Origin of the sequence: Chitinophaga sp. W3I9 (assembly GCF_050434025.1) — a bacterium.
Taxonomy (GTDB): Bacteria; Bacteroidota; Bacteroidia; order Chitinophagales; family Chitinophagaceae; genus Chitinophaga.
In genome coordinates this window covers 3,373,580-3,395,762 of record NZ_JBNPWC010000001.1, presented here as the reverse complement: position 1 = coordinate 3,395,762, position 22,183 = coordinate 3,373,580, and the positions used below count along the sequence as shown (strand labels likewise).

Genomic DNA, 22,183 nt, shown 5'->3' with positions numbered 1-22,183 from the left:
TAAATTTACATCATTCAAAAATAGAGCACTTGGAAAAACATCCTGTTTTAGTGGCGCCATCTTTACTGGCAGCAAATTTCCTGGAGCTGGGAAAAGAAGTGGATATGGTGAACCGCAGCGAAGCCGACTGGTTCCATCTCGATGTAATGGATGGACGGTTTGTACCTAATATCAGCTATGGCTTGCCCGTGATTGCACAGATCAAAAAGAAAGCGCAGAAACCCTGTGATGTGCACCTGATGATCGAAGAACCGGAGAAATACGCAGCCGACTTCAAAAAAGCCGGCGCCGACATACTTACCGTACACTTCGAAGCCTGTATCCACCTGCACCGGAACATCCAGCAGATCAAAGGACTGGGCATGAAAGCCGGCGTGGCACTGAATCCGCACACACCGGTAGGGTTGCTCGAAAATGTGATCCGGGATATTGACGTAGTGCTGATCATGAGCGTGAATCCGGGCTTCGGCGGACAAACATTCATCGAACAAACCTACCAGAAAATAAGGCAACTGAGACAACTGATCACAGACAATCACGCACATGCGCTCATTGAAGTAGATGGCGGCATAGGCACAGATAACGCCGGACAACTCATCCAGGCGGGCGCAAATGTATTAGTGGCAGGCAGTGCCATCTTCTCCTCTGCCGATCCTGAAAAAACCATTCACACGCTCAAGACAAGTGTGAAATAATTTCCTTTGATAGTGGCTTGGTGAGATATCCTGTTACAAAATTGTAAGCATTCACACGCTCCCTGTCCTTTTCATCAATGGAGGAAGTCAGTACAAAGATCCTGATTTGCTTCGGCAACTCCGCCTGGAAAACGGCATATTCTTCCAGGAACTCCCAGCCATCCATCACAGGCATATTGAGATCCAGCAATATAAGATCCGGCAAGGCCTGTGCTTCTCCTGCATTTTCCCGGAGAAGGTCCAATACATCCTGTGCGTCGGAAAATACACGGATATTACTGCTGATAGCCTGACGTTCGATCATGATTTTGGCAATCTGCTGGTGAATCGGGTCATCATCTACAATAAAAATCGTATTGATTAAACTCATAAAGGGGGTTTATTCTGATCTAAAAGTAATAATAAATTTGGTTCCCTCTCCGGGATGACTTTCTGCTCTTATATTACCACCCATCGCTTCTACCTGCGTTTTCGTGATAAATAAGCCTATTCCCTTCGCATCTTTATTTTTATGAAAGGTTTTGCGGAAGCCAAAAAGCTTGTTGCCAAACCGCTCCATATCTATCCCCACACCGTTGTCTTCCACACTCAGAATGATGTTATCATTTTCTTTCCAGCTCCGCAGATGCAGTGCAGGCGTACGTTCTGAAGAACGGTAGCGGATAGCGTTGGTAATAAAATTCAGCAGGATACTGTCGAGGTACACCCGGGGATATTCAATCACCGGCTCCTCCTCAAAATCATAGGTGATCTGGATATTGCTGGTTTCTATATCTACCAGCAAAATATCTTTTACCTTCTGTAATCTTTCGGCAAACGACAGTTTTTCTTTTTCCACATTCACATCTTTCCGGATCTGCACTACCTCCACCAGGTCGTTCAGTGTTTCATCAATCTTCTTTATCACCTCGTGTACCATGCCCAGGTAAAGATCCTTTTCCTGCTGGGCGGCAGCTTCATTGTGCATCTGCATCAGCGCCTTCAGGTTGGCAATAGGCGCCCGGAGGTTATGGGAAGTGATGTGGGCAAAATCTTCCAGCTGCTTGTTCTGGTTCAGCAGGTTTTTGTTCAGGTTAGATAACTGCTCGTTGGCCTTCCGGAGCTCTTTCTGCAATTTCCGGCTGTCCGTGATATCGCGCATAAACACGGAGATCCCGCCGTCCTGCATCGGGGTAAGCAGGAAATCGTACCATTTGTCTGCCCCCGGGAAGTAGATGCCGAACGACTGTGATGCCTGCTGCTGGATGCATTCCTGCAGCCGTGCATAAAACACGGTGCCGCTTAAGCGCGGAAATTCCTTGAAGATATTGCTGCCCATGGCCACAGGGTGACCAATCATTTTCTCGGCCTTCCGGTTCAGGAAGTTGAGGTTCCCTGATTTCTCCATAGCGGCATATCCCATATCGATGGTATCAAAGAAAAGACGCATCAGCTCTGTGTTCCGGGTGAGTGCGTCCCTGATTTCCAGTTGTTCGGTGATATCCTGCACTACCCCGTACATGCGTACCAGCCGGCCGTTTACATAACCGGGTTGTCCAATAGACCGGACCCTTTTTACCTGTTGTTTGGAAGAAATGATGGTGAGCTGGGCATCGAACGGCCTGCCTGTTTCCATACATTGCTGCATCAGCGCTTCGAGGCTTTCACGGGCCTCTGGTGTGTAATAGCCCAGTGCTTTTTCAAGATCGACGGGGGTATCTACGGGGCAGTCGTGGATGTGATACGACTGGTCCGTCCACCGCACCTGGCCGCTGTCTACATCCAGTTCCCATCCGCCTATCTTACCGATGGTACCTGTTTGCTGCAGGAATTCCTGGTTCTTCTTAATCTCCAGCTCCTGCAGTTTTTTGTCGGTGATATCATTTACCAGCGCTACCACAATCATTTCCTTGTCCACCGGTTCAATCACCGGGAACACGGTCAGGTCGAGGTATACTTCCCGGCCTACGGTCGTCCATCGCTTGTCCTGGGAGAAGTCGATCCGCTTTTCCACGCGGAGTGATTTATTCTGTTCCAGCGCCTGTACAAACAGTTTGTCCAGTTCAAACATGGTGGCCAGTTCATCGTTCATCACGTTGAAAGGCTGGCGGCTCATGGGATGCGGCGAATTAAAGAAGAAGCGTTGTGTTTGATTGATCCGGCGGATAAAGCCAAAATTATCAAACTGGATATAACCGATGGGCAGGTTTTCGATGATATTGTCGAGGAGTCGTTCGCTTTTCTGGAGGCTGAGTTCCGATAATTTTTTCTCGGTGATATCATCCAGTATCAGGAAGATATTATCCATATTCCTTTGCTGGTCTGTGAGGGGGAATATGGTCGCTTCGAAATATACGGGATAAAGCCTGGTGATGTTTTCGTGGTGTTTCTCGCGGTAGCTGAGGAGGATTTCCCGCTTGATCGTTTTCCCTGTTTTGCGGGCTTCCTCGAACATAACGGCGAGACCATTAAGCCGGTAGAAAGGGTCTTTCAGCCATTTATAATCCGGTTGGGTAAAGAAGGCGTGGTGTTTGCCCCAGATCTGCCGCTGGCGGGTGTTCATGTCCATACTATCACCATCGGGCGAGAACTGTTGCAGTCCGAGCGGAAGATTTTCCAGCACCTGGCCATAGTACACTTCATTACGGGCGCGTTTTATTTCGGTGAGTTTCCGCTCTGTGATATCGATGCCGATGAGCATACAATGCGTAAGGGCGCCGGCTTCACTGAAAAACGGGGTAATGCCGGCTTCCAGCCACAGTGGTTTATTTTCGGAATTGATAAGAAAGCAGAGCTGTTCCTGTACCGGTTCCCCTTTCATCAGGGTAATCCAGAGATCCTGCCAGTGTTCCGGGTTATCAGGCCGGAAGAGGGCGGTAAAAGGGCGGCCGGTAAGGGGGCCTTCTGATGGCTGCAATGCCGCTATCACCTGCGTATTAACCGCAGTCACCGTACCTGCCGCATCTATGGTGACAGAGAGTGCAAAGGCATTAATAGCGGTTTCAAGATGCTGTAAGTGGCTGTAATGCTGTTGCAGCATAACTACATTCATATGATAGCAGAATCTAAAATCGTTGTGTCAGGAAACGCCTAAAGTAGGCATTATATAATAAAAAACACTATTGGACAGGTAAAAGTAATAAATTGTTAGATATTGGTCAATTCCCTATAAACGCAGAATTAACAAGGGAAAGAGTGGATTGGTTCAATCATTTATCCACCTGTTGTGGATTTTGAGTTTTCCGAAATTGTTAAACGATCAATATCTTTGGGGTATCTTATTACATTATTATTTTTAAAATATTATCAGATGAAAGTTTTGATTATCATGGGTTCCGAGAGTGACAAGCCTGTAATGGAAGAATCACAGAAGCATTTACAGTATTTTGGAATTGAAAATGAGATGATAGTGGCTTCTGCTCACCGCAATCCTGATAAAGTAAGAGAATTGTGTATAACCGCTCAGGAAAAGGGTTTTGGCGTAATTATTGCCGCAGCGGGCATGGCAGCAGCCTTACCGGGAGTTGTATCAGCTTACACTTCGCTGCCTGTTCTTGGAGTTCCTTTAGATGGTGGTTTACCGGGCGGAATCGATGCCTTGTATTCAATTGTACAGATGCCTGCGGGATTACCGGTAGGTACATTGGCGGTTGGAAAAGCGGGTGCGCGTAATGCGGCTATACTGGCTGCACGTATCCTGGCTTTGGGAAATAAAGATATCGCCGCTAAAGTAGAAGGCTTCAAACAGAACGGGTACAGAATTTAGTGATAGCTTAACAATTGCGTTCTCCAGGTTATACTAGATTTAAATATATTCGGATTGAAAAATACCGATCATTTCCTGGACAATTAAACCTTAGAATCATTGACTGAATCCATTATCAATTTAGACAGTATTAATCCCATTGAGTTTTTCGGCGTTAACAACGGAAAGCTTGATCTGCTGAAAAAGAAATTCCCATTGCTTAAGATCCTGTCCAGGGGCACCCAGTTAAAATTGAGTGGGGCACCGGAAGAAGTGGCTACAGCGGAGGAAAAAATCGGTCAGATCGTTAAATACCTGGAGCGGAACGGTAACCTGACAGAGAACTATTTTGAACAGATTCTTGGAGATGAGGAAGGCACTAAAATCGACAATTTCAGTGAGCGCAATCCCAACGAAGTACTGGTATTTGGGCCCAACGGCAGAACCGTAAGGGCCCGTACAGCCAACCAGAAAAAGATGGTAGCGCTGGCGGAAAAGAACGACATCATTTTTGCGATAGGTCCTGCCGGTACCGGTAAAACCTATACTGCCGTTGCTTTGGCGGTTCGTGCTCTCAAAAACAAAGCGGTTAAAAAGATCATTCTCACCCGTCCTGCGGTAGAAGCAGGAGAAAGCCTCGGTTTCCTGCCGGGAGATCTGAAAGAAAAGATCGATCCGTATCTGCGGCCATTGTACGATGCGCTGGATGATATGATCCCTGCGGAAAAGCTGAGTTACTACATGACCAACCGCGTGATTGAAATTGCACCATTGGCGTATATGCGTGGACGTACCCTGGATAACTCCTTTATTATCCTGGATGAAGCGCAAAATGCCACCGACCTGCAGATCAAGATGTTTCTAACCCGTATCGGTGCATCTGCACAGGCCATCATCACAGGTGACCTTACACAGATAGATTTACCCAAAAATCAGCAATCCGGTCTGGAAAGGGCTACCCGCATCCTTCGTAACATCGATGGTATCGGTCATGTGGAACTTGATGAGGAAGATGTGGTAAGACACCGGCTTGTTAAAGCCATCATCAAGGCTTACGAAGCCAATAAGGAAAAATAAGACAGTTGATATCCTGTTATCTGATAGCTGGTTATTTGTTTGGACGGCACAACCGCCACCAGACAAGCAATCAGCTATCAAAATAACAATTATCTAAATATTTAACTCTTTATTAACGGCGATTGCCGTAAGTTCACCTGTTTTTATCCAAGGGAGACATTCAGTCCGGAAGCCTGTGAATGTGCTGAGCTATAGCCGATGACTTTGCAGTATTGAAGTTTACCCCTATTTTTGTTGTGATATATTATAATTTATCGACCGCATGACCAATTTTTTTCGAATCATGACACTGGCATTGATTACAACCTTGCTGTTAGGCAGTTGTAAGAAAAGGGCTTCCCCTGAAGAGGTGGCGCTGGCGTTTATGCATGCGATTCAGGATTCGAACTACGACCAGGCCAGGGATTATGCCACAAAAGAATCCCAACAGGTATTACAGATCTATGCCATCTTTGACGGCCGCCGCAGTGGCGCTGAAAGAGAAAAAATTAAAAACGCCCGCATCGAGGTAGTTAATATCGAAGAAAACGGCGATAAAGCGGCTGTTACAATACTGAATTCCTCCGCTCATCAGAAAGAAGTTTTGCAGATGGTGAAAGAAAACGGCCAATGGAAAATATCCCTGACGTTCGACAGCATCATTCCCAATTACACACCGCAAACCGGTGGTAATGCAGCCTTCGACTCTACCGCGTTACCGGCAGACAGCGCACCTGTCAACGGTTTAACGGCGCCGGGAAACTAAATAACTACCCTCTCTTTTATATTTTACATAAAAGGAAAGGATAATTTTTAGCTATTAACGGCTAGTTCCCTTAATTTTGCCACGCATTAATGATCAGATGTGTGGCTTATTCCTGTTTTACTTACCGGAAACCTGACCATATCTCCATGAAAAGTGAGGTGAATACTTTATTCACTTTTCAACATTAATCCAATATTGAACAATAAACCTTAAAGTAAAGTAGATTATTATGATGACAAATCCCTGGCACAGTGTGAGTCCCGGCTCTGAAGTGCCTAATGTTGTAAATGCAATTATAGAGATTCCAAAGGGATGCCGAGCTAAATATGAACTGGATAAAGAAAGCGGTTTGCTGAAACTGGACCGGGTTTTATATTCTTCTGTATACTATCCTGCCAACTACGGTTTTATTCCACAGTCTTACTGCGATGACCATGATCCGCTGGATATCCTCGTTATCTCCCAGATCGAATGTGTTCCCATGTGTATCATCGATGCGAAAATAATCGGTGTAATGCAAATGATAGACGGCGGCGAAGCAGATGACAAAATCATCGCAGTAGCAGCCAACGATATGAGTGTAAACTACATCAACGATATTACCGAACTGCCGCCTCACTTCATCGACGAAATGCGCCATTTCTTCGAAGAATATAAAAAGCTGGAAAAGAAAACCGTTGTGGTGGAAGAATTCCAGAATAAAGAGAAAGCAAAACAGATCATTCTCCAAAGCTTTGAAGATTATAAGAAGATCTTCAGACAGAGCTAGCGGATTTTGTCTTTCCCACTGATTACGCTGATTATATTGATTAGCTTGATTTTACTTTTTTGATTTTTTTTGATTTGAATAATAATTAAGGGAGATAAGAGCGAATATATCCGCTTCTATCTCCCTTAATCCTTTATAAAATCCAAAAGAATAAAATCAAGCTAATCAATATAATCAGCGTAATCAGTGGGAAACAAAATCCGCGCTCTTAAAAGTATCTCTTTATGATCCGCAGGTGATGCGTACGCAACCCCGTATCTGCGTTTATAATTCCTTCGTTATCTATCGGATCAATCCGTACCTTTCCGGAGGAATGGATAATTTCATGATCGTTCAGCAAAATACCAACATGCGTAATCCTCCCCTCTTCGTTGTCAAAAAAGGCGAGATCCCCCAGGCGCGCTTCCTGTAAAAAGCCAACAATTTCCCCCTGGGTGGCCTGCTGGTAAGCATCCCGCAAAAGCGGAATACCGGACAGCTTAAACACCTGCTGCGTAAAACCGGAGCAGTCCACACCAAAAACGCTGGAACCTCCCCAAAGGTAACCGGTGTTCAAAAACTGCTCTGCGGCGCTTTTTAAGGCAGTAATATCTACAGGGCTATGATGGGTAAGCGGAAGCGGTTTATCCTCAAATTTTACAGCAATAGTTCCCCACTGCGTGGAAATATCGCTATCGCTCTTTACAAGGCAGCCAAAAGGTACCAGCATGGGACGGTTATTCATGGTAACCCGGTTTACCCAGGCCGGGAAATAGTATTTCGCCGGAGCCAGGTACAGCGATTCATCTATCGTTTCCAGGTGGGCCGCTGTGGCCCAGCCGGCATAACCGTCGTACTGGTTTATAACTTTCACCCAGCCGTCGGGAGCCGTTTCGGTGATTTCCACCCCTGCTCCCCATAAGAGCTGGGAAATCATTTCGCTTTTATGTGAGGTAGCACTCCTTAATGGCGCAACTGGCACAATGACAATGGCGTATGGCATATTAATTGTATAAATCCCTTTTACTATTCAATAATCTTATGCGCTAAATGAACTTTTTCCGCTTTTGTACGTAAATATAAAGTAATAAGTTTATGCAACAACAGTTAACCAATTTATCGGACAAGGAGTTAATATCCCGCGCCAGGAAACAGCTTGACCGGGAGGCGGAAAGCGTATTGATAGACAGGTACAGTCATTTACTGGTGGCTGTTACCATTCCTCATTTGAGTAGCCAACCGAATCTCGACCCCAACATTGTTTTCCCGGCCCTTCTGCAAAGATTAAATGCCAGTCTTAAAACACAAACCATCTATAAAGCCAACGAATGGATCCTGCATATACAAAAAGGATACCTCGGGAAGCCTGAAAAGAACACCCCCTTCTATCCATCCCGCGACGGAAGAGACCTGCTGCATATCGAAAATACGGTAGACAAAGCCGCTACCCATATCATCGACCGACAGGACCTCATTGTGCGGCTGGAACAGGCGCTTCAACGGCTGAGTGCAGATGACAATGCACTGATCACGCAATTCTATCTTGAAAATAAATCCTTTGCCGACCTTACAGCTGCTACCGGACTTCCAAGAGAGAAGTTAAGATCGCAACTCAAAGCCGCCAAAGCGAAACTTGCCAAGTTATTTATGAATCAGGGATATGCTAAGTAACAAACCGAATAATGAGAAAGTACTGAAGATCTTTTCTGCCATCCGGTGCCTCAGCAGGGACCAGCTGCCCCGTTATATGGAAGGCAGGCTGACCGATGTGGAACGGCACCTGGTAGAACAACACCTCACCGACTGCGATCTCTGCTATGATGCATTAACCGCACTGGAGCAGGAAGAGAATACCGAAAGATACCAGGACCTCACCAATAAGCTGCAACGCTATGTACAAAACAGCATACAGCCTGTTTCGCACGTACAAAAAGTAGCGCAATACACCCGTAAGGAAAAGAATAAGGAACACATGCTGGCCTATTTCTGGATCATTGCCTTCATCGGCCTTGGTGTGGGCAGCGTGTATGTGTTACGCGGACATATGCGTAATCAGCCACCGGTGCGTATCATGGCGTCGTCACTGCCGCAGAAAGACTCTGTGCGTGAAGAGGTGGCTACCGGCGTTCCACTGGTAACAGCTGCAGAAAATAATCCCGGAACAACTACGCCGGCCCCTGCTGCTACGCCTGCCATTCAAACATCAGCAAAACCAGCGGCAGCCCTGGTTGACTCCGCCGCGCTGAAAAAAGCAGCCGCTTTAAAAGCGCTGCAAAAGAAAGCCGCGGCAGACAGCATCAAAAAACATACACTATTGCAAAAACAGGCAGACTCCCTTAAAAAGGAAACCGCCGATAAAGTACCCGCCAAAGCAGAAGAAAAGAAACCGGAACAACGATCAGAACAAAAACCTGCGGCGCCCAAAGAAAAACAGAAAGAACTGGCGCCACCACCGGACCCTCCAAAAAAAGAAACACCCTCCACAGCTGTTAACAGCGATGAATACCTGTACAAAGCAGCCATGGTATACCAGCAACAGGGAAACCTTAATGAAGCCATCAACAGGTACAAAAGAATAGAGTCCGTGAGCTCAGGCAAATACGTGGAAATGGCCCGCTACCAACTCGCTATCTGCTACCGCAGCAAAGGACAGGCCGGCAAGGCCCGCCGCATGTTTAAAGAAGTGATCAGGATGGATGGTTCCATGAAAGCCGCTGCCCAACAGGCATTGGATGGTATGTAAAAAATAAAATATCAAATAATTATGGATTTTTGCAAATGCTGCATCTTAGATGCAGCATTCCATTTATTAGCCTGTGAATAATCCAGATATACAACAACTAACAGACCAGGAGCTATTGCAACGGTTCAAAGCTGATAATAACAGTGATTGGATAGGTGTGCTGTTTGACCGCTATGCCCTGCTTTTGCTGGGTATGTGCATGAAATACCTGAAGAACGAAGAAGATGCACGCGACGCCGTGCAGCAAATCTTTCTCAAGATGTTATCCGACATCAACAGGCATGAAATCCAGTATTTCCGGGCCTGGATTTACCAGGTGACCAAAAACTACTGCCTGATGCAACTGCGGCAGAAACATATGAAATACAAGGAAGAAATCTCCGACAAACATATGGGTGGTATTGCCGCTGATCCCGAAGATAAGCAGGTGTACCAGGAAAAGGATATCTTGCTGGAAAATATGGGGCAGGCTATGAGCCAGCTAAACCATGAACAAAAAATCTGTGTTGAATTGTTTTACCTGCAAAAGAAATCCTACCAGGAAATTGCTGATCAAACCGGGTATAGCCTCCTTCAGGTTAAAAGCTATATTCAGAATGGAAAGAGGAACCTGAAACTTTTATTGGAAAAACAACAACGCGCAAACAAAAGTTAATTTGCATCAATAGTGATATGAACGAGCATTTCAACGATATCTTTGTAACTACAAGCTGTCCTACGCAACAGCAGCTGCTTGACTATGTTCAGGGTAAGCTGTCTGCGGAAGAACAACATGAAGTAGAAATGCACCTGTCTGACTGTGAGCTTTGCAGCGATGCATTGGAAGGGCTGGCGGCTATAAAAGATAAGGAGAAGATTCCCGGATGGATTATCCAGATGAGATGGAGTCTTCTTAAAAAAATACACAAACGCTACAGGACCAGGAGAAAATCAGAAAATTATATATCCCTGGCCGTTATTATTCTCTGCATCCTTTTTTTACTGCTTGCATTGTTCTGGGCATACCATTTCTCTGTAAAACATTAGCGGGGGGAAGTATTTTTTCCTCCGCCACATTTAGCTGCTAATACAACTTTTTATCCCCCTTTTCTTTCCATCTCCGGAAAACATTCAGCGCCTCCTGATCAGGTAAAGCAATCAGCGGAATTTTTTTATCCGCATGATCCTTCTCTATTTCCCGGTAAATAAATGAATCATCAAAATCAATGGCAGCCGCATCTTCCTTTGTATTGGCGTAGTAAACACGTTGTGGCCTCGCCCAGTAAATAGCACCCAGGCACATCGGGCAGGGTTCACAGGAAGTATATATTTCACAGTCGTGCAATTGGAAAGTGCCCAGCTTCTTACATGCTTCGCGGATCGCTACCACTTCTGCATGGGCAGTAGGGTCTGTGTTTGCCAGCACCTGGTTCCAGCCCTCTCCTACAATCTCATCTCCCTGCACCACTATTGCACCAAAAGGACCGCCGTCACCATTATCCATTCCCTTACGCGACAAGGCAATGGCATGCTGCATAAATCTTCTTTCTCTTTCTCCCGGCATACAGTTACTTTTTGATTCACTCAAATTTAACGAAAGCTGGCCACACATAAAAAAGCCCCGCGAAGAATCGCGGGGCTTATCGTTAACTATGTATCGTCGTATTTAGAATTACTTGTTTCTGATTACTACTACGCCATCAAACACATCAATTAACACTGGTTTGGATTTATCAATATCGCCTGCCAGTATCTTCTTACTTAACAGGTTAATGATTTCCTTCTGGATGAGGCGTTTCAGCGGTCTTGCTCCAAACTGCGGGTCGTAACCCTGTACAGAAAGATACTCAAGCGCATAGTCTGAAAAGTCCAATATCATGCCATTCTTTGCTACCATATCCTTCAGTTGCTGTAACTGAATGTTAATTATTCCCTTAATTTCACTTCTCAGCAACGGCTGGAACATAATCACCTCATCTACCCTGTTCAGGAACTCCGGACGGATGGTTTGTTTCAGCAATGTCATCACTTCATCTTTCGTTTTATCTACTATCTCTTCCCGGTTGGTATCGTTAATGTTCTCAAAATTTTCCTGGATAATATGGCTACCCATGTTACTGGTCATGATGATGATCGTATTCTTGAAATTCACCACACGGCCCTTGTTATCCGTTAACCGGCCATCGTCCAATACCTGTAACAAAATGTTAAAGGTATCCGGGTGTGCTTTCTCAATTTCATCGAGCAGTATCACAGAGTATGGTTTACGGCGTACCGCTTCTGTCAGCTGGCCACCTTCATCATATCCCACATATCCCGGAGGCGCTCCTACCAGGCGGCTTACGGAGTGTTTTTCCTGGTATTCACTCATGTCTATCCGGGTCATCATGTTTTCATCGTCAAACAGGTACTCCGCCAATGCTTTGGCCAGTTCTGTTTTACCAACACCGGTAGTACCAAGGAAGATGAATGAACCGATAGGTCTGCGCGGATCCTGCAATCCTGCGCGGCTGCGGCGGATAGCATCAGACACCGCGATGATAGCTTCGTCCTGTCCTACTACACGCTGATGCAGTTCTTCTTCCAGGTGCAGTAATTTATCCTTTTCACTCTGCATCATTTTTGATACCGGGATACCCGTTGCCTTTGCCACGTTTTCCGCGATATCTTCCGCGTCTACTTCTTCTTTAAGAAGACGTTTATGATTAGCAGATATTTTATTTAGTTCTTCTGTAAGATCTGTTACCAGTTTTTCCTGTTCCTTTATTTTACCATAGCGGATTTCTGCCACCCGGCCGAAATCGCCGTTACGCTCTGCCTGTTCTGCTTCCAGCCGCAGGTTTTCAATCGCTGATTTGGCACTCTGGATCTGGTCAACCACTTCCTTCTCTGCCTGCCATTTTGCTTTGAATGTATTCCTTTCTTCTCCAAGCCGTGCTATTTCTTCACCCAGCTCACGTAATTTATCTTCGTCGTTTTCTCTCTTAATCGCTTCTCTTTCAATTTCCAGCTGACGGATCCTTCTTTCCAGTTCATCCAGTTCTTCCGGCATGGAATTCATTTCCAGCCTCAGTTTAGCCGCGCTTTCATCGATCAGGTCAATAGCCTTGTCCGGTAAAAAGCGGTCTGTTATATAGCGCTGCGATAATTCTACCGCAGCAATAATTGCTTCGTCTTTGATGAGTACGTGGTGGTGACTTTCGTATTTCTCTTTCAGTCCACGCAAAATGGAGATGGCATCTTCCACGGAAGGTTCATCTACCAACACCTTCTGGAAGCGGCGTTCCAGGGCTTTATCTTTCTCAAAATATTTCTGGTATTCGTTCAGGGTGGTAGCACCAATGGCCCGGAGTTCTCCTCTTGCCAGGGCCGGTTTCAGGATGTTGGCCGCATCCATTGCGCCTTCCATAGCGCCTGCGCCTATCAGTGTGTGGATTTCATCTATAAAGAGGATGATTTCCCCGTTACTTTCGGCTACTTCCTTTACCACGCCTTTCAATCTTTCTTCAAACTCACCACGGTATTTAGCGCCTGCCATCAAAGCGCCCATGTCGAGGGCATAGATGATCTTTGATTTCAGGTTTTCGGGTACGTCGCCATTAATGATCCGGTGGCCCAATCCTTCTACGATAGCGGTTTTACCGACACCTGGTTCACCTACCAGGATGGGGTTGTTTTTAGACCTGCGGGAGAGGATATGCAGGGTTCTGCGGATCTCCTCATCACGGCCGATCACCGGGTCGAGCTTTCCTTCCCGGGCCATTTCATTCAGGTTCTTGGCGTATTTCTGAAGCGTGTTATACTGGGTTCCACCGCTTTGGGAATTAACGGTATCTCCTTTACGGAGTTCCCGGATAGCGGCTTTGAGACCTTTTTCAGTAAGACCGGCATCTTTCAGTAATTTGGCCGTATCATCGTTACCGCCGAGGATGCCCAGGAGCAGGTGCTCCACGCTTACAAATTCATCTTTAAATTCTTTGATGGCCGCTCCTGCACGGAGGATCACGTTATTGGCGTCGCGACTGAGCGACTGGCCGCCTTCACCTCCTACCATGCGGGGGTATTTATTGATCTGCTCATTTAGCTTATTGTTTACAAATGAGGTGTTTACATCATTCTTTTTCAATAAGTATTCAATCGGGCTATCTTCATCATTTAACAAAGCTTTGAGCAGGTGCCCGGTTTCAATCGACTGATTCTGATTATTAAAGGCCAGTTGCTGGGCCTGTTGCAGTATTTCCTGCGATTTTATAGTGAAATTATTCAAGTTCATATCTGTTGTTTTTTCTCCTTTTTTGATGTTATCAAACGTCTTCTGGTAACAACAAACCATGATCCAATGTTGCAACTCCGGAAATTATGACATATAAGGGAAAGGATTACTGCATTTTTAGCAGAAAATTAGCCTAGTAACTGCTAATTTTTCATTACAACCACCCGTTTATTCCGGGTATATTTATGGTTTACCTCAGATGTTATGAAAAATATATTTGCCTGTATCGTATGTACAGTACCGTTATTCCTGCTTTCCCCTGTGCTGCTGGCGCAAAAGAAGCCGGCCATGCCACTGCTGGTATCTGCCCATCCCTCTGCAAAGGATGGCAAACCGCCTATGAGTTTAAAGACCGCCATGGGGTTGGCGCATACTTACCAGCAACAGCAACCCGGAAGAAGTATTGAAATACAATTCCAGCCCGGTACCTATTTCCTGGATAGCACCCTGCTGATAACCGCGGGCTATTATAATGGTAACATTACGTTCCGGCCGGCCGGAAAACCAGGCACGGTAACTTTCAGTGGAGGAAAGCCATTGCAGTTGCAATGGACACCCTGGAAGAATGGCATATACAAAGCCTCCGTGGACATTCCTTTTGAGTTCAGCCACCTTTATATTAACAATAAACAACAGATCCGGGCACGTTATCCCAACTACGACAGCAGCGCAAAACATTATAACGGTACCGCTGCAGATGCGTTGAGTCCTGCCAGGATAAAGACCTGGCAACATCCCGAAGGCGGCTATGTACATGCCCTCCACCGCTCAGAATGGGGTGGTTATCATTACCGCATCACCGGCGTGAACACAGATGGTACGCTCCAACTGGAAGGCGGCTACCAGAACAATCGCCAGATGGGTATGCATGAACAGCATCGCTTTGTAGAAAATATTTTTGAAGAACTGGACGCAGAAAAAGAGTGGTTCTATGATAAAGCCACTAAAACGCTTTACTATAAACCGGCAGCGGACATTAACCTGAAAACGGCTGGCGTAGTGGTTTCCAGGTTCTCTGAAATCGTCGTTCTGAAAGGAGATGCAGCGCATCCGGTTAAAGATATCACGTTTAAGAATATACGTTTTGCGCATACCAATGCCACGTTTATGGATACACGGGAACCGCTGCTGCGGAGCGACTGGGCCATTTACAGAGGTGGAGCGGTGTTGTTGGACGGTACGGAAAACTGCGTTATCAACGGTTGTGAATTTGACTATAACGGGGGCAATGCTGTATTTGTCAGCAATTACAACCGCCATGCTGATATCAGTCATTGTAACATCCATGATGCCGGTGGCAGCGGTATCTGTTTTACGGGCAACCCCGATGCCGTAAGAGCGCCCTTATTTGAATACCAGCAATCCCCCGTATTTGCCGGCATGGATACAGCAGCAGGTCCGCAAAGCCTCAACTATCCCGATTCCTGCCTGGCATACGATAATCTTATTTACCGTACCGGCCGCATAGAAAAACAAAGCGCCGGCGTGCAGATCTCTATGGCAATGGACATCACTGTTTCACATAATACCATATACGATGTGCCGCGTGCAGGCATTAACGTTAGTGAAGGTACCTGGGGCGGGCACCTCATCGAATACAATGATGTATTCAATACTGTGCTGGAAACCGGCGACCACGGGGCGTTCAACTCCTGGGGCCGCGACCGCTGGTGGTATCCCGACCGGCAGGTGATGGACAGCATGGCTGCATTGCATCCATGGCTGGTGAAACAGGATGCTGTGAAAACAAATATACTCCGCAACAACCGCTTCCGTTGTGATCACGGCTGGGATATTGACCTGGACGATGGCTCTTCCAATTATCACATTTATAATAATGTTTGCTTAAACGGCGGGCTTAAACTAAGGGAAGGATTTTTCCGTACTGTAGAAAATAATGTGATTCTCAACAACTCTTTTCATCCGCATGTGTGGTTTGAAAACAGCCACGATATTTTCCGCTATAATATTGTAGGCAGCAGTTATAAACCGATTGGCATCAGGTATTGGGGAGATATCATCGACTTTAACGTATTCCCGGATGCAGCGGCCATCAATACTCCTACGGATAAACATTCACAGGCAGGTGACCCCTTGTTTGTGTCCCCTGCAACGGGCGACTACCGGGTAAAACCAGGATCACCGGCGTTGAAAGCCGGGTTCAAAAATTTCCCAATGAACCAGTTTGGCGTGGTATCGGCTAACTTAAAAGTGCTGGCTAAAAAAGCACCGCTGCCGGTACTAAAAGCAGCCACTGATGCTTCATCCACCATCAGCAACTGGCTGGGCGCGCAGGTGAAGAACATAGAAACACTGGGCGAACGCTCGGCAGCGGGTTTACCTGATAATAAAGGCGTGTTCCTGGTGGCCGTACCCGGAAGTTTTAAATATGCCGTAAAAACAGGCGATGTGATTTTACAGCTTGGAGAACGAAGCGTGAATAACGTGGATGACCTGCTAAAAGCAAGCACTTTCTATACAGATAAAAAAGTACCGCTGGTAGTATTCAGAAATCAACAGCGGGTTACTGTCAATTGACATAGGGGGTTGTTCCTTTGAGCGCTCAAAGGAACAACCTTTCTTTTATTCCCGTCCTTTAGCCAGCTCCTGGTTTTTACCTCTTCTGCAGCTTTGTTTAATTATGCCTCGCCGGAATTACCGGAAAATATACATCTTGTTATAAATCAACATCTTGCGGACAATCATTTAGATGTTAGAACTTATATCCGGATGTTTATTATTGAGGTAATCAAACAACACGGCGGCCTCCGTTGTTATAAAAGTCCTTGAAACACAAACTGTACATTCCTGCTTACGGCCGGATGATTCAGCCTAAAAAACTGGTCACCACATTCTTCATCACTAAACCCTACAATTATGTCTTTCGATTTACTGGAAAGCGCTAAAAGTATTTTCAACAGCAATGTCGTTAGTCAGGCCTCCTCACAACTTGGAGAAAGTGAAGGCGGCATTCAGAAAGCCATCAGCGGTATCATACCGGTTGTTTTAACCGGCCTTCTCAATAAGGCGGGGTCCTCCGGAAACGCCGGCGGTTTGCTCGACCTCGTGAAAGGGGCAGCGGGTGATGCCAACCCTTCCGCCATTACGGGTGCGCTGCAGGGTGGTGCAGGGGGCCTGCTCAGCAAAGGCGCCGATTTGTTACGCAGCCTGTTCGGCAATAAAGTGAATTCCATTATCGGTATGTTATCTTCCTATGCCGGTATCAAGGAATCGTCTGCCAGTACCCTGCTGCAATCCGCTACTCCTGCTACGCTTGGTACAGTAGGACAATACGCCGCCCAAAACAATCTATCTCCCAATTCCTTTCTTTCCCTGCTGGACTCACAAAAAGATAAAATACTGGGCGCTATACCCGGAGGACTGAACATTGCCGGCGTACTTGGTTTGGCGAATATCGGCGACCTCGGTAAAAAGCTCGGCAGCCTGCTGCATATGGACACCGCTACTACCACCGGCGGCGCTGTAAATATCAAACCGGATGCAAAACCCGGCAGCAGCCGCTGGATATGGTCACTGCTGCTCATTCTCATTGCCATCATCCTGTTGTGGTACCTGATGCGCGGTTGCGGTGCCAATAAACACGACGGCGTTCCTGTTACGGACAGCGTTACTACCAGCCAGATTGCAGATTCAGCTACCATGGCGGTTACAGAAGGCGGTCCGGTTATTACCCGTGAAAGCATTAAGGTTACCCTTCCCGATGGCGTTGTATTGGATGCCTATAAAGGGGGTATAGAAGATCAGCTGGTGGTGTTCCTGAAGGATAACAGCCGTCCGGCCGGCAAAGATGTATGGTTTGACTTCGATAATCTCAACTTCAAAACCGGCAAGGCTGAACTAACAGAAGAAAGTATGAAACAGGTGGGCAATATTGCCGCTATTATGAAAGCGTTTCCCAAAGCTAAAATAAAGATTGGTGGTTATACTGATCGCACGGGCGACAGCACCAGTAATCTGCGGCTGTCTAAAGAACGCGCGGAGTCTGTAGTTGCGGCATTAAAGAAAAGTAACACCAATCCTGCACAGTTACTCGGCGCAGAAGGCTATGGTTCACAGTTTGCAAAGGCAGCAGCTGATGCTTCTGAAGAAGAAAAGAAAAGAGACCGGCACATTTCTGTAAGTGTTCGCGAAAAATAAAATCCTATAAGCAAAAAGGGAAGGCCATTCAGCCTTCCCTTTTTTTATTCTTTTACCAGCACCAGCCGGCTTCTGTCTGATTTTAGCATAGTAGCATAGAACTTCACCAGCTCGGGGTAGTCTGCCGACGGGAAAATCCCCGCTTTTCTTTCCACTTTTCGTATATAGTTCAGCGTATTCCCTTTGATAGAAACCGCCGCATTATAACTGCCAAATTTAGCGGTTACAGATACCGGCGCCGGGAGCGATTCCGGTTTATATCCCGCTGGTAAAGTGATCGTCACGCTATCCACATCCCGGTAAGCAAAATCAAACTGGATATCCGATTTGCGGCTGGTGTCAGGTTCCAGCTTCACCCCATCGCGTGTGAGAATATTGGGAACAAGGAACATTCGTTTACCCGTTACCGTTGCGTAGTTGTTTCCTTTGATGCCTAATTTCTCTTCAATGGAAGGAATAGGTGTTTCCAACTCTGTGCAGTGATAATTATTGATATCATAACTGGAAAGACTCAGTTCTTCACGTAGCTCTTCCAGTTGCTTCTCCCTACTCAGAGAATGCAGCTTGTCACGTAAATCATCCTGCTGAAGCCCACTGTAGACGGTTCTTGCTTTAATATCGATGTTACCCGTAGGATCAATAACGGCATCCACATGGCGGATCTGTTCATTGCAATCCATTCCGTAAGCGGGGGTACGTATTAATTTGCTGTCGGTTGCATCTACCAGGAGTACCGGCCGGTTGTCGGTAAAGGAGCCGAGGTAGCCGGCGGGGTTCGTGTTACTGGTACATTCCAGCCAGGTGGTATCTTTCTCACCCGGTACACAGAGTATCTCGTGATTAAACTGGGAAGACGGGAAATCTTCACGCAGGGTATGCTCATCGTCTCCTGCTTTTACCAGTACACAATTTGATTTAATGCCAGCTTCTTTCAATAACGCCATCATATAATTAGATAAGGCCTTGCAATCGCCATAGCCATTAGCAGCCACAGATGCCGCATCAAAGGTTTGCCATCCGCCTATGCCTAACTGAATACTGATATAACGGTTATTTTGCTGAAGAAATTTATACAGTACCCTGATCTTTTCCTGGCGGCTGCTGATACCATCAACCAGTTCATGTACTTTGGCTTTGATATTGCCGGGCAACACATCCCGGCCTGCATTGAGCTGGTATGCAAAGTTTCCGAAATCTTTCCAGGTGGTCATTTTGCCCTTATAGCTTCCCAACTCAAAATCCGTTGGAGCCAGGAAAACGCACGGAGTCCGCTGGTACAATTCAACCGGGTAAACTTCATATTTCCTGGCAGGCAACTGGTTGACTTCCCACGTGATCGTTTTGTTGCCTTTCTCCGTGGTGATGACCGGTTTACCTTCATAGAGATAACTGCGGTAACGCAATTCATAGTTCTCCGGGTAAATAACCGTCAGCCTGCTTTTTTCAACAGCCGTGTAAATACTTGCCTGCGCCTGCAAACCAGGTATCCCGTATATTGTATTGAGGCGCAGCTCAATAGTATATTCCACCGTATAGGGGTATACGTTATAGTAGAACTGGTGAAGCTTCGCACGGGTATCAGACATCAGGCTGCCATCCCCTACCGCACTTATATCGCGGATATCGCTTTGTTTCAAACGTTTCAACTGCTTGCCTTCAGCATCATATAACGCGCCACTAATAGAGCGGATCTCTGACAGCTTATCATAATACATCCCCATTTTCATATGTTCAGCTCCTGTCTCATCCAGTACAGTAACCACGTAATGAGAAACAAAACGGGCATCTGTGAGATCGTTTATTTTCAAAGTAGCCTCATTTAACCTTTTTACCAGGTGCGCATTGGCCCTCAATGAATCAGGAATAGCGCTCACCGGATAAAACGGATCTCCTGCCAGCACTGTATGCGACACGGTAAACAGGAAAAACAGGATGGCTATCGACAATTGCTTGCGCATATTTTATTTTTTCTTTTTTAACACAATTTGTTCTGCTTCTTTCTTTACCACCAGGTCATAAAAATCGCGCAGGGTCGGGTATTCTTCCGGCCCAAAGTTCGCTTTGTTTAATTTCACCCGGCAGCGCAGCTGTATGTGGTTTTCTGTTTGCTGGATAAGGTATTGAAACAGGCCCTCATCTCCATTATAATTCGCTGCAGCAGATTTAGGCATTTCATCTACTATATATCCTTCGGGCACTTCCATATTAAAGGAATATACTTCATCAGACACGCTGTTCATTTCTACGGGGAACTTACGCTCCATCGCTTTAAAAGGATTGCTTTTATGGGCTTCCGACAACAGCGGGTTGATGTATATTACTTCGCCGTCGCCTACCTGCATTTTAAAATCGTACTTTACCATCACGGGTGACTCCAGTTCTTTCAGATCCTCTACCGCCTTATTCTCCAGTTCTATTTCACCGGTATAGGATTTTGCTATCCGTTTAAAAAATTCTTCGGGGTCTTCATCTTTTACGGCTGTCCTTATTCTGTAAGACTCAAAGTAGGTGGGCCGTTGCATAAACGTGCCTGACACTATGCCGTTTTCTATCTTCCCCAGAATTACACTGGTAAACCGCTGTTCTTTCAGGGAATCCGCTCCCAGGATCACAGGGGTGGCAAAGTCATCCAATGAACGGGCGGCGCCATTGTAGCATTCTGCCGGGAGCTTTCCGAAGCCCAGCAAAGGTTTTGAGGCATCCAGTTTCAGGTATTCTTCTCCCAGGTTCACGCCGGCAATCACGTAGTTAAAGTGGGTATATAAAGGATAGAACTGGTATACATATCCATTGCTGCGGGTACTCAGCAGCAGTGGGGTAGCAAAAAGGTTTGCTTTCTTCAGCATCGCCACCAGCAACATGTTGATGTCGGATACGTTGCCGTTCTTTGAATTAAAAACGTTTTTGAGCGACTTGCCCATCCACAGGGCGCTGTGATCCGTGCAGGTAAAATTATCGCGGACCCAGGTATAAATTTTCTGTACTTTCTTCTTATCGGTTTTAGCGTCTTTGACCAGCTCTTCTACTTTATCGGAAAGAAAACCGTTGTTTGTGGTCAGCACTTTGCCCAGCTCTTCTTCCTTCATCAGGTCTTTCATCAGCTCTTCCCAGGTACTCTGCACCGGCTTACGCGGCTCTCCCGGCCAGTTGTAGGCAGATAACTGGAATTCCACCCTGTTAACATAGTTATCGGTAGTAGTGATATAGCTCTCGTTATAAATCGGCGGCACATCTTTCAGCGCCCATTTATAGGTGGTGATAGAAGGCGTTACCGTTACCAGGTTGGAAGGCCCGGTAGACCCCTGCGACTCATTCCGGAAAGTAAAGGTAGAACGGGAATAGGTTTTCGTTTTTACCACATAGGGCTCATATCCCTGTGGAATGAGCATATAGTCGAAGTATTCCGGGATGGCTACGCTGTATTCGCTCCAGAGGCAGGGATATTTTCCCTGGAAATCCCAGGCGCGTAAATGCCGGTAAAAGGGAGAGGCGATAGAAAAGGTGTATTCAATAATAGACCCTTCCTTTACAGCGGGCAGGGTGAATTTCTTTACCAGCAGGGATTTATCCTGCTTGTCGTTGAATACGTTTTTGCTTTCCATCCTGGTTTCTACCACTTCCCCGTTTTCGAGGTTGTAGGCAGCCGCTTTCAGGTTCAGTAATTTCTCTTCCGATGTTTCTGATTTATATATCGGTACGTGAACGGTGGCCTCATCATAGCCGTTTTTATCAACGATCTTAATGCGCCGGTGTACTTTGTACACCAGGCGAAGGTCGTTTCCATCCGACTCAAAAATGGAGGAGCCTATCTCAGACAGGATAATGGCGTGGGCGCCGGTATCTTTCTCTGATCTATTAATAGCAAATTCTTCTTTGGACACTTTTCCAAATTTCATTTTACTTCCGTCCTGGGCAAAGGTGGACAGGGCGAACAAACAGCTGGCAATGGGAGCCAACATAACAAAGGTATAGCGCATCAGTTAACAGGCATATGGGATATATATGCGGGTCGAAGATATAAATAATATGCTAATTTTGCCC

At 46.2% G+C, this 22,183-nt stretch carries 18 protein-coding genes; 11 read left to right on the top strand and 7 right to left on the bottom strand.

Annotated elements, in window-relative coordinates:
- Window positions 1-29: 29 nt before the first annotated feature.
- Window positions 30-695, top strand: a complete 666-nt coding sequence (gene rpe / locus QFZ51_RS14170; protein ID WP_370911323.1) for a ribulose-phosphate 3-epimerase — start codon at window positions 30-32, stop codon at window positions 693-695.
- Here rpe and QFZ51_RS14165 read toward each other — a convergent pair.
- Together QFZ51_RS14165 and QFZ51_RS14160 are read right to left on the bottom strand one after the other, a co-directional pair.
- Window positions 676-1,065, bottom strand: coding sequence for a response regulator (locus QFZ51_RS14165; protein ID WP_370911322.1), 390 nt, complete (start codon window positions 1,063-1,065; stop codon window positions 676-678). The two genes, rpe and QFZ51_RS14165, sit on opposite strands and share 20 nt — an antisense overlap.
- A gap of 9 nt (window positions 1,066-1,074) precedes the next feature.
- The gene (locus QFZ51_RS14160; RefSeq protein ID WP_429046631.1) at window positions 1,075-3,726 is read right to left on the bottom strand and encodes a PAS domain-containing sensor histidine kinase; all 2,652 of its coding nucleotides are present in this window, start codon (window positions 3,724-3,726) and stop codon (window positions 1,075-1,077) included.
- 174 nt (window positions 3,727-3,900) lie between these two features.
- On the opposite strand from QFZ51_RS14160, the gene purE reads away from it, so the two are divergent.
- The 4 genes from purE (at window position 3,901) to QFZ51_RS14140 (ending at window position 7,010) form a co-directional block, all read left to right on the top strand.
- Window positions 3,901-4,440 (top strand): 5-(carboxyamino)imidazole ribonucleotide mutase, encoded by a 540-nt coding sequence (purE, locus tag QFZ51_RS14155; RefSeq protein WP_370911320.1) that lies wholly within the window; start codon window positions 3,901-3,903, stop codon window positions 4,438-4,440.
- A 99-nt stretch (window positions 4,441-4,539) separates the two neighbouring features.
- Window positions 4,540-5,496, top strand: coding sequence for a PhoH family protein (locus QFZ51_RS14150; RefSeq protein ID WP_142685064.1), 957 nt, complete (start codon window positions 4,540-4,542; stop codon window positions 5,494-5,496).
- 262 nt (window positions 5,497-5,758) lie between these two features.
- Window positions 5,759-6,241, top strand: coding sequence for a hypothetical protein (locus QFZ51_RS14145; RefSeq protein WP_429046630.1), 483 nt, complete (start codon window positions 5,759-5,761; stop codon window positions 6,239-6,241).
- 229 nt (window positions 6,242-6,470) lie between these two features.
- A complete protein-coding gene (locus QFZ51_RS14140; protein WP_370911317.1) occupies window positions 6,471-7,010 on the top strand; it encodes an inorganic diphosphatase in 540 nt (179 codons plus the stop codon).
- Between the two features lie 208 nt (window positions 7,011-7,218).
- Here the strand turns inward: QFZ51_RS14140 and QFZ51_RS14135 are convergent, their stop codons facing one another.
- The gene (locus QFZ51_RS14135) at window positions 7,219-7,992 is read right to left on the bottom strand and encodes a C40 family peptidase (protein ID WP_429046628.1); all 774 of its coding nucleotides are present in this window, start codon (window positions 7,990-7,992) and stop codon (window positions 7,219-7,221) included.
- Window positions 7,993-8,084: 92 nt separating this feature from the next.
- Here QFZ51_RS14135 and QFZ51_RS14130 point away from each other — a divergent pair, with 92 nt between their 5' ends.
- The 4 genes from QFZ51_RS14130 (at window position 8,085) to QFZ51_RS14115 (ending at window position 10,758) form a co-directional block, all read left to right on the top strand.
- The gene (locus tag QFZ51_RS14130) at window positions 8,085-8,660 is read left to right on the top strand and encodes a hypothetical protein (protein ID WP_429046627.1); all 576 of its coding nucleotides are present in this window, start codon (window positions 8,085-8,087) and stop codon (window positions 8,658-8,660) included.
- Entirely contained in the window at window positions 8,650-9,732 is a 1,083-nt protein-coding gene (locus QFZ51_RS14125) for a tetratricopeptide repeat protein (RefSeq protein ID WP_429046625.1), read from the top strand. The genes QFZ51_RS14130 and QFZ51_RS14125 overlap by 11 nt, the downstream gene beginning before the upstream one ends.
- Window positions 9,733-9,805: 73 nt before the next feature.
- Window positions 9,806-10,387, top strand: a complete 582-nt coding sequence (locus tag QFZ51_RS14120; RefSeq protein WP_370911313.1) for an RNA polymerase sigma factor — start codon at window positions 9,806-9,808, stop codon at window positions 10,385-10,387.
- A 17-nt stretch (window positions 10,388-10,404) separates the two neighbouring features.
- On the top strand, window positions 10,405-10,758 hold the full coding sequence (locus QFZ51_RS14115; RefSeq protein WP_370911312.1) for an anti-sigma factor family protein: 354 nt from the start codon (window positions 10,405-10,407) through the stop codon (window positions 10,756-10,758).
- A gap of 37 nt (window positions 10,759-10,795) precedes the next feature.
- Here the strand turns inward: QFZ51_RS14115 and QFZ51_RS14110 are convergent, their stop codons facing one another.
- Both QFZ51_RS14110 and clpB read right to left on the bottom strand, forming a co-directional pair.
- Window positions 10,796-11,275: a nucleoside deaminase gene (locus QFZ51_RS14110; RefSeq protein ID WP_429046624.1), complete on the bottom strand. Its 480-nt coding sequence runs from the start codon at window positions 11,273-11,275 to the stop codon at window positions 10,796-10,798.
- Between the two features lie 108 nt (window positions 11,276-11,383).
- Window positions 11,384-13,984, bottom strand: coding sequence for an ATP-dependent chaperone ClpB (gene clpB / locus QFZ51_RS14105; protein ID WP_429046623.1), 2,601 nt, complete (start codon window positions 13,982-13,984; stop codon window positions 11,384-11,386).
- 204 nt (window positions 13,985-14,188) lie between these two features.
- On the opposite strand from clpB, the gene QFZ51_RS14100 reads away from it, so the two are divergent.
- Both QFZ51_RS14100 and QFZ51_RS14095 read left to right on the top strand, forming a co-directional pair.
- Entirely contained in the window at window positions 14,189-16,522 is a 2,334-nt protein-coding gene (locus QFZ51_RS14100; RefSeq protein ID WP_429046622.1) for a right-handed parallel beta-helix repeat-containing protein, read from the top strand.
- Window positions 16,523-16,861: 339 nt separating this feature from the next.
- The gene (locus QFZ51_RS14095; RefSeq protein ID WP_429046620.1) at window positions 16,862-18,142 is read left to right on the top strand and encodes a DUF937 domain-containing protein; all 1,281 of its coding nucleotides are present in this window, start codon (window positions 16,862-16,864) and stop codon (window positions 18,140-18,142) included.
- Window positions 18,143-18,186: 44 nt separating this feature from the next.
- Here QFZ51_RS14095 and QFZ51_RS14090 read toward each other — a convergent pair whose 3' ends face one another.
- A complete protein-coding gene (locus QFZ51_RS14090; protein ID WP_429046619.1) occupies window positions 18,187-20,100 on the bottom strand; it encodes a DUF3857 domain-containing protein in 1,914 nt (637 codons plus the stop codon).
- Window positions 20,101-20,103: 3 nt separating this feature from the next.
- On the bottom strand, window positions 20,104-22,101 hold the full coding sequence (locus QFZ51_RS14085) for a transglutaminase domain-containing protein (protein WP_429046617.1): 1,998 nt from the start codon (window positions 22,099-22,101) through the stop codon (window positions 20,104-20,106).
- Between the last annotated feature and the right edge of the window lie 82 nt (window positions 22,102-22,183).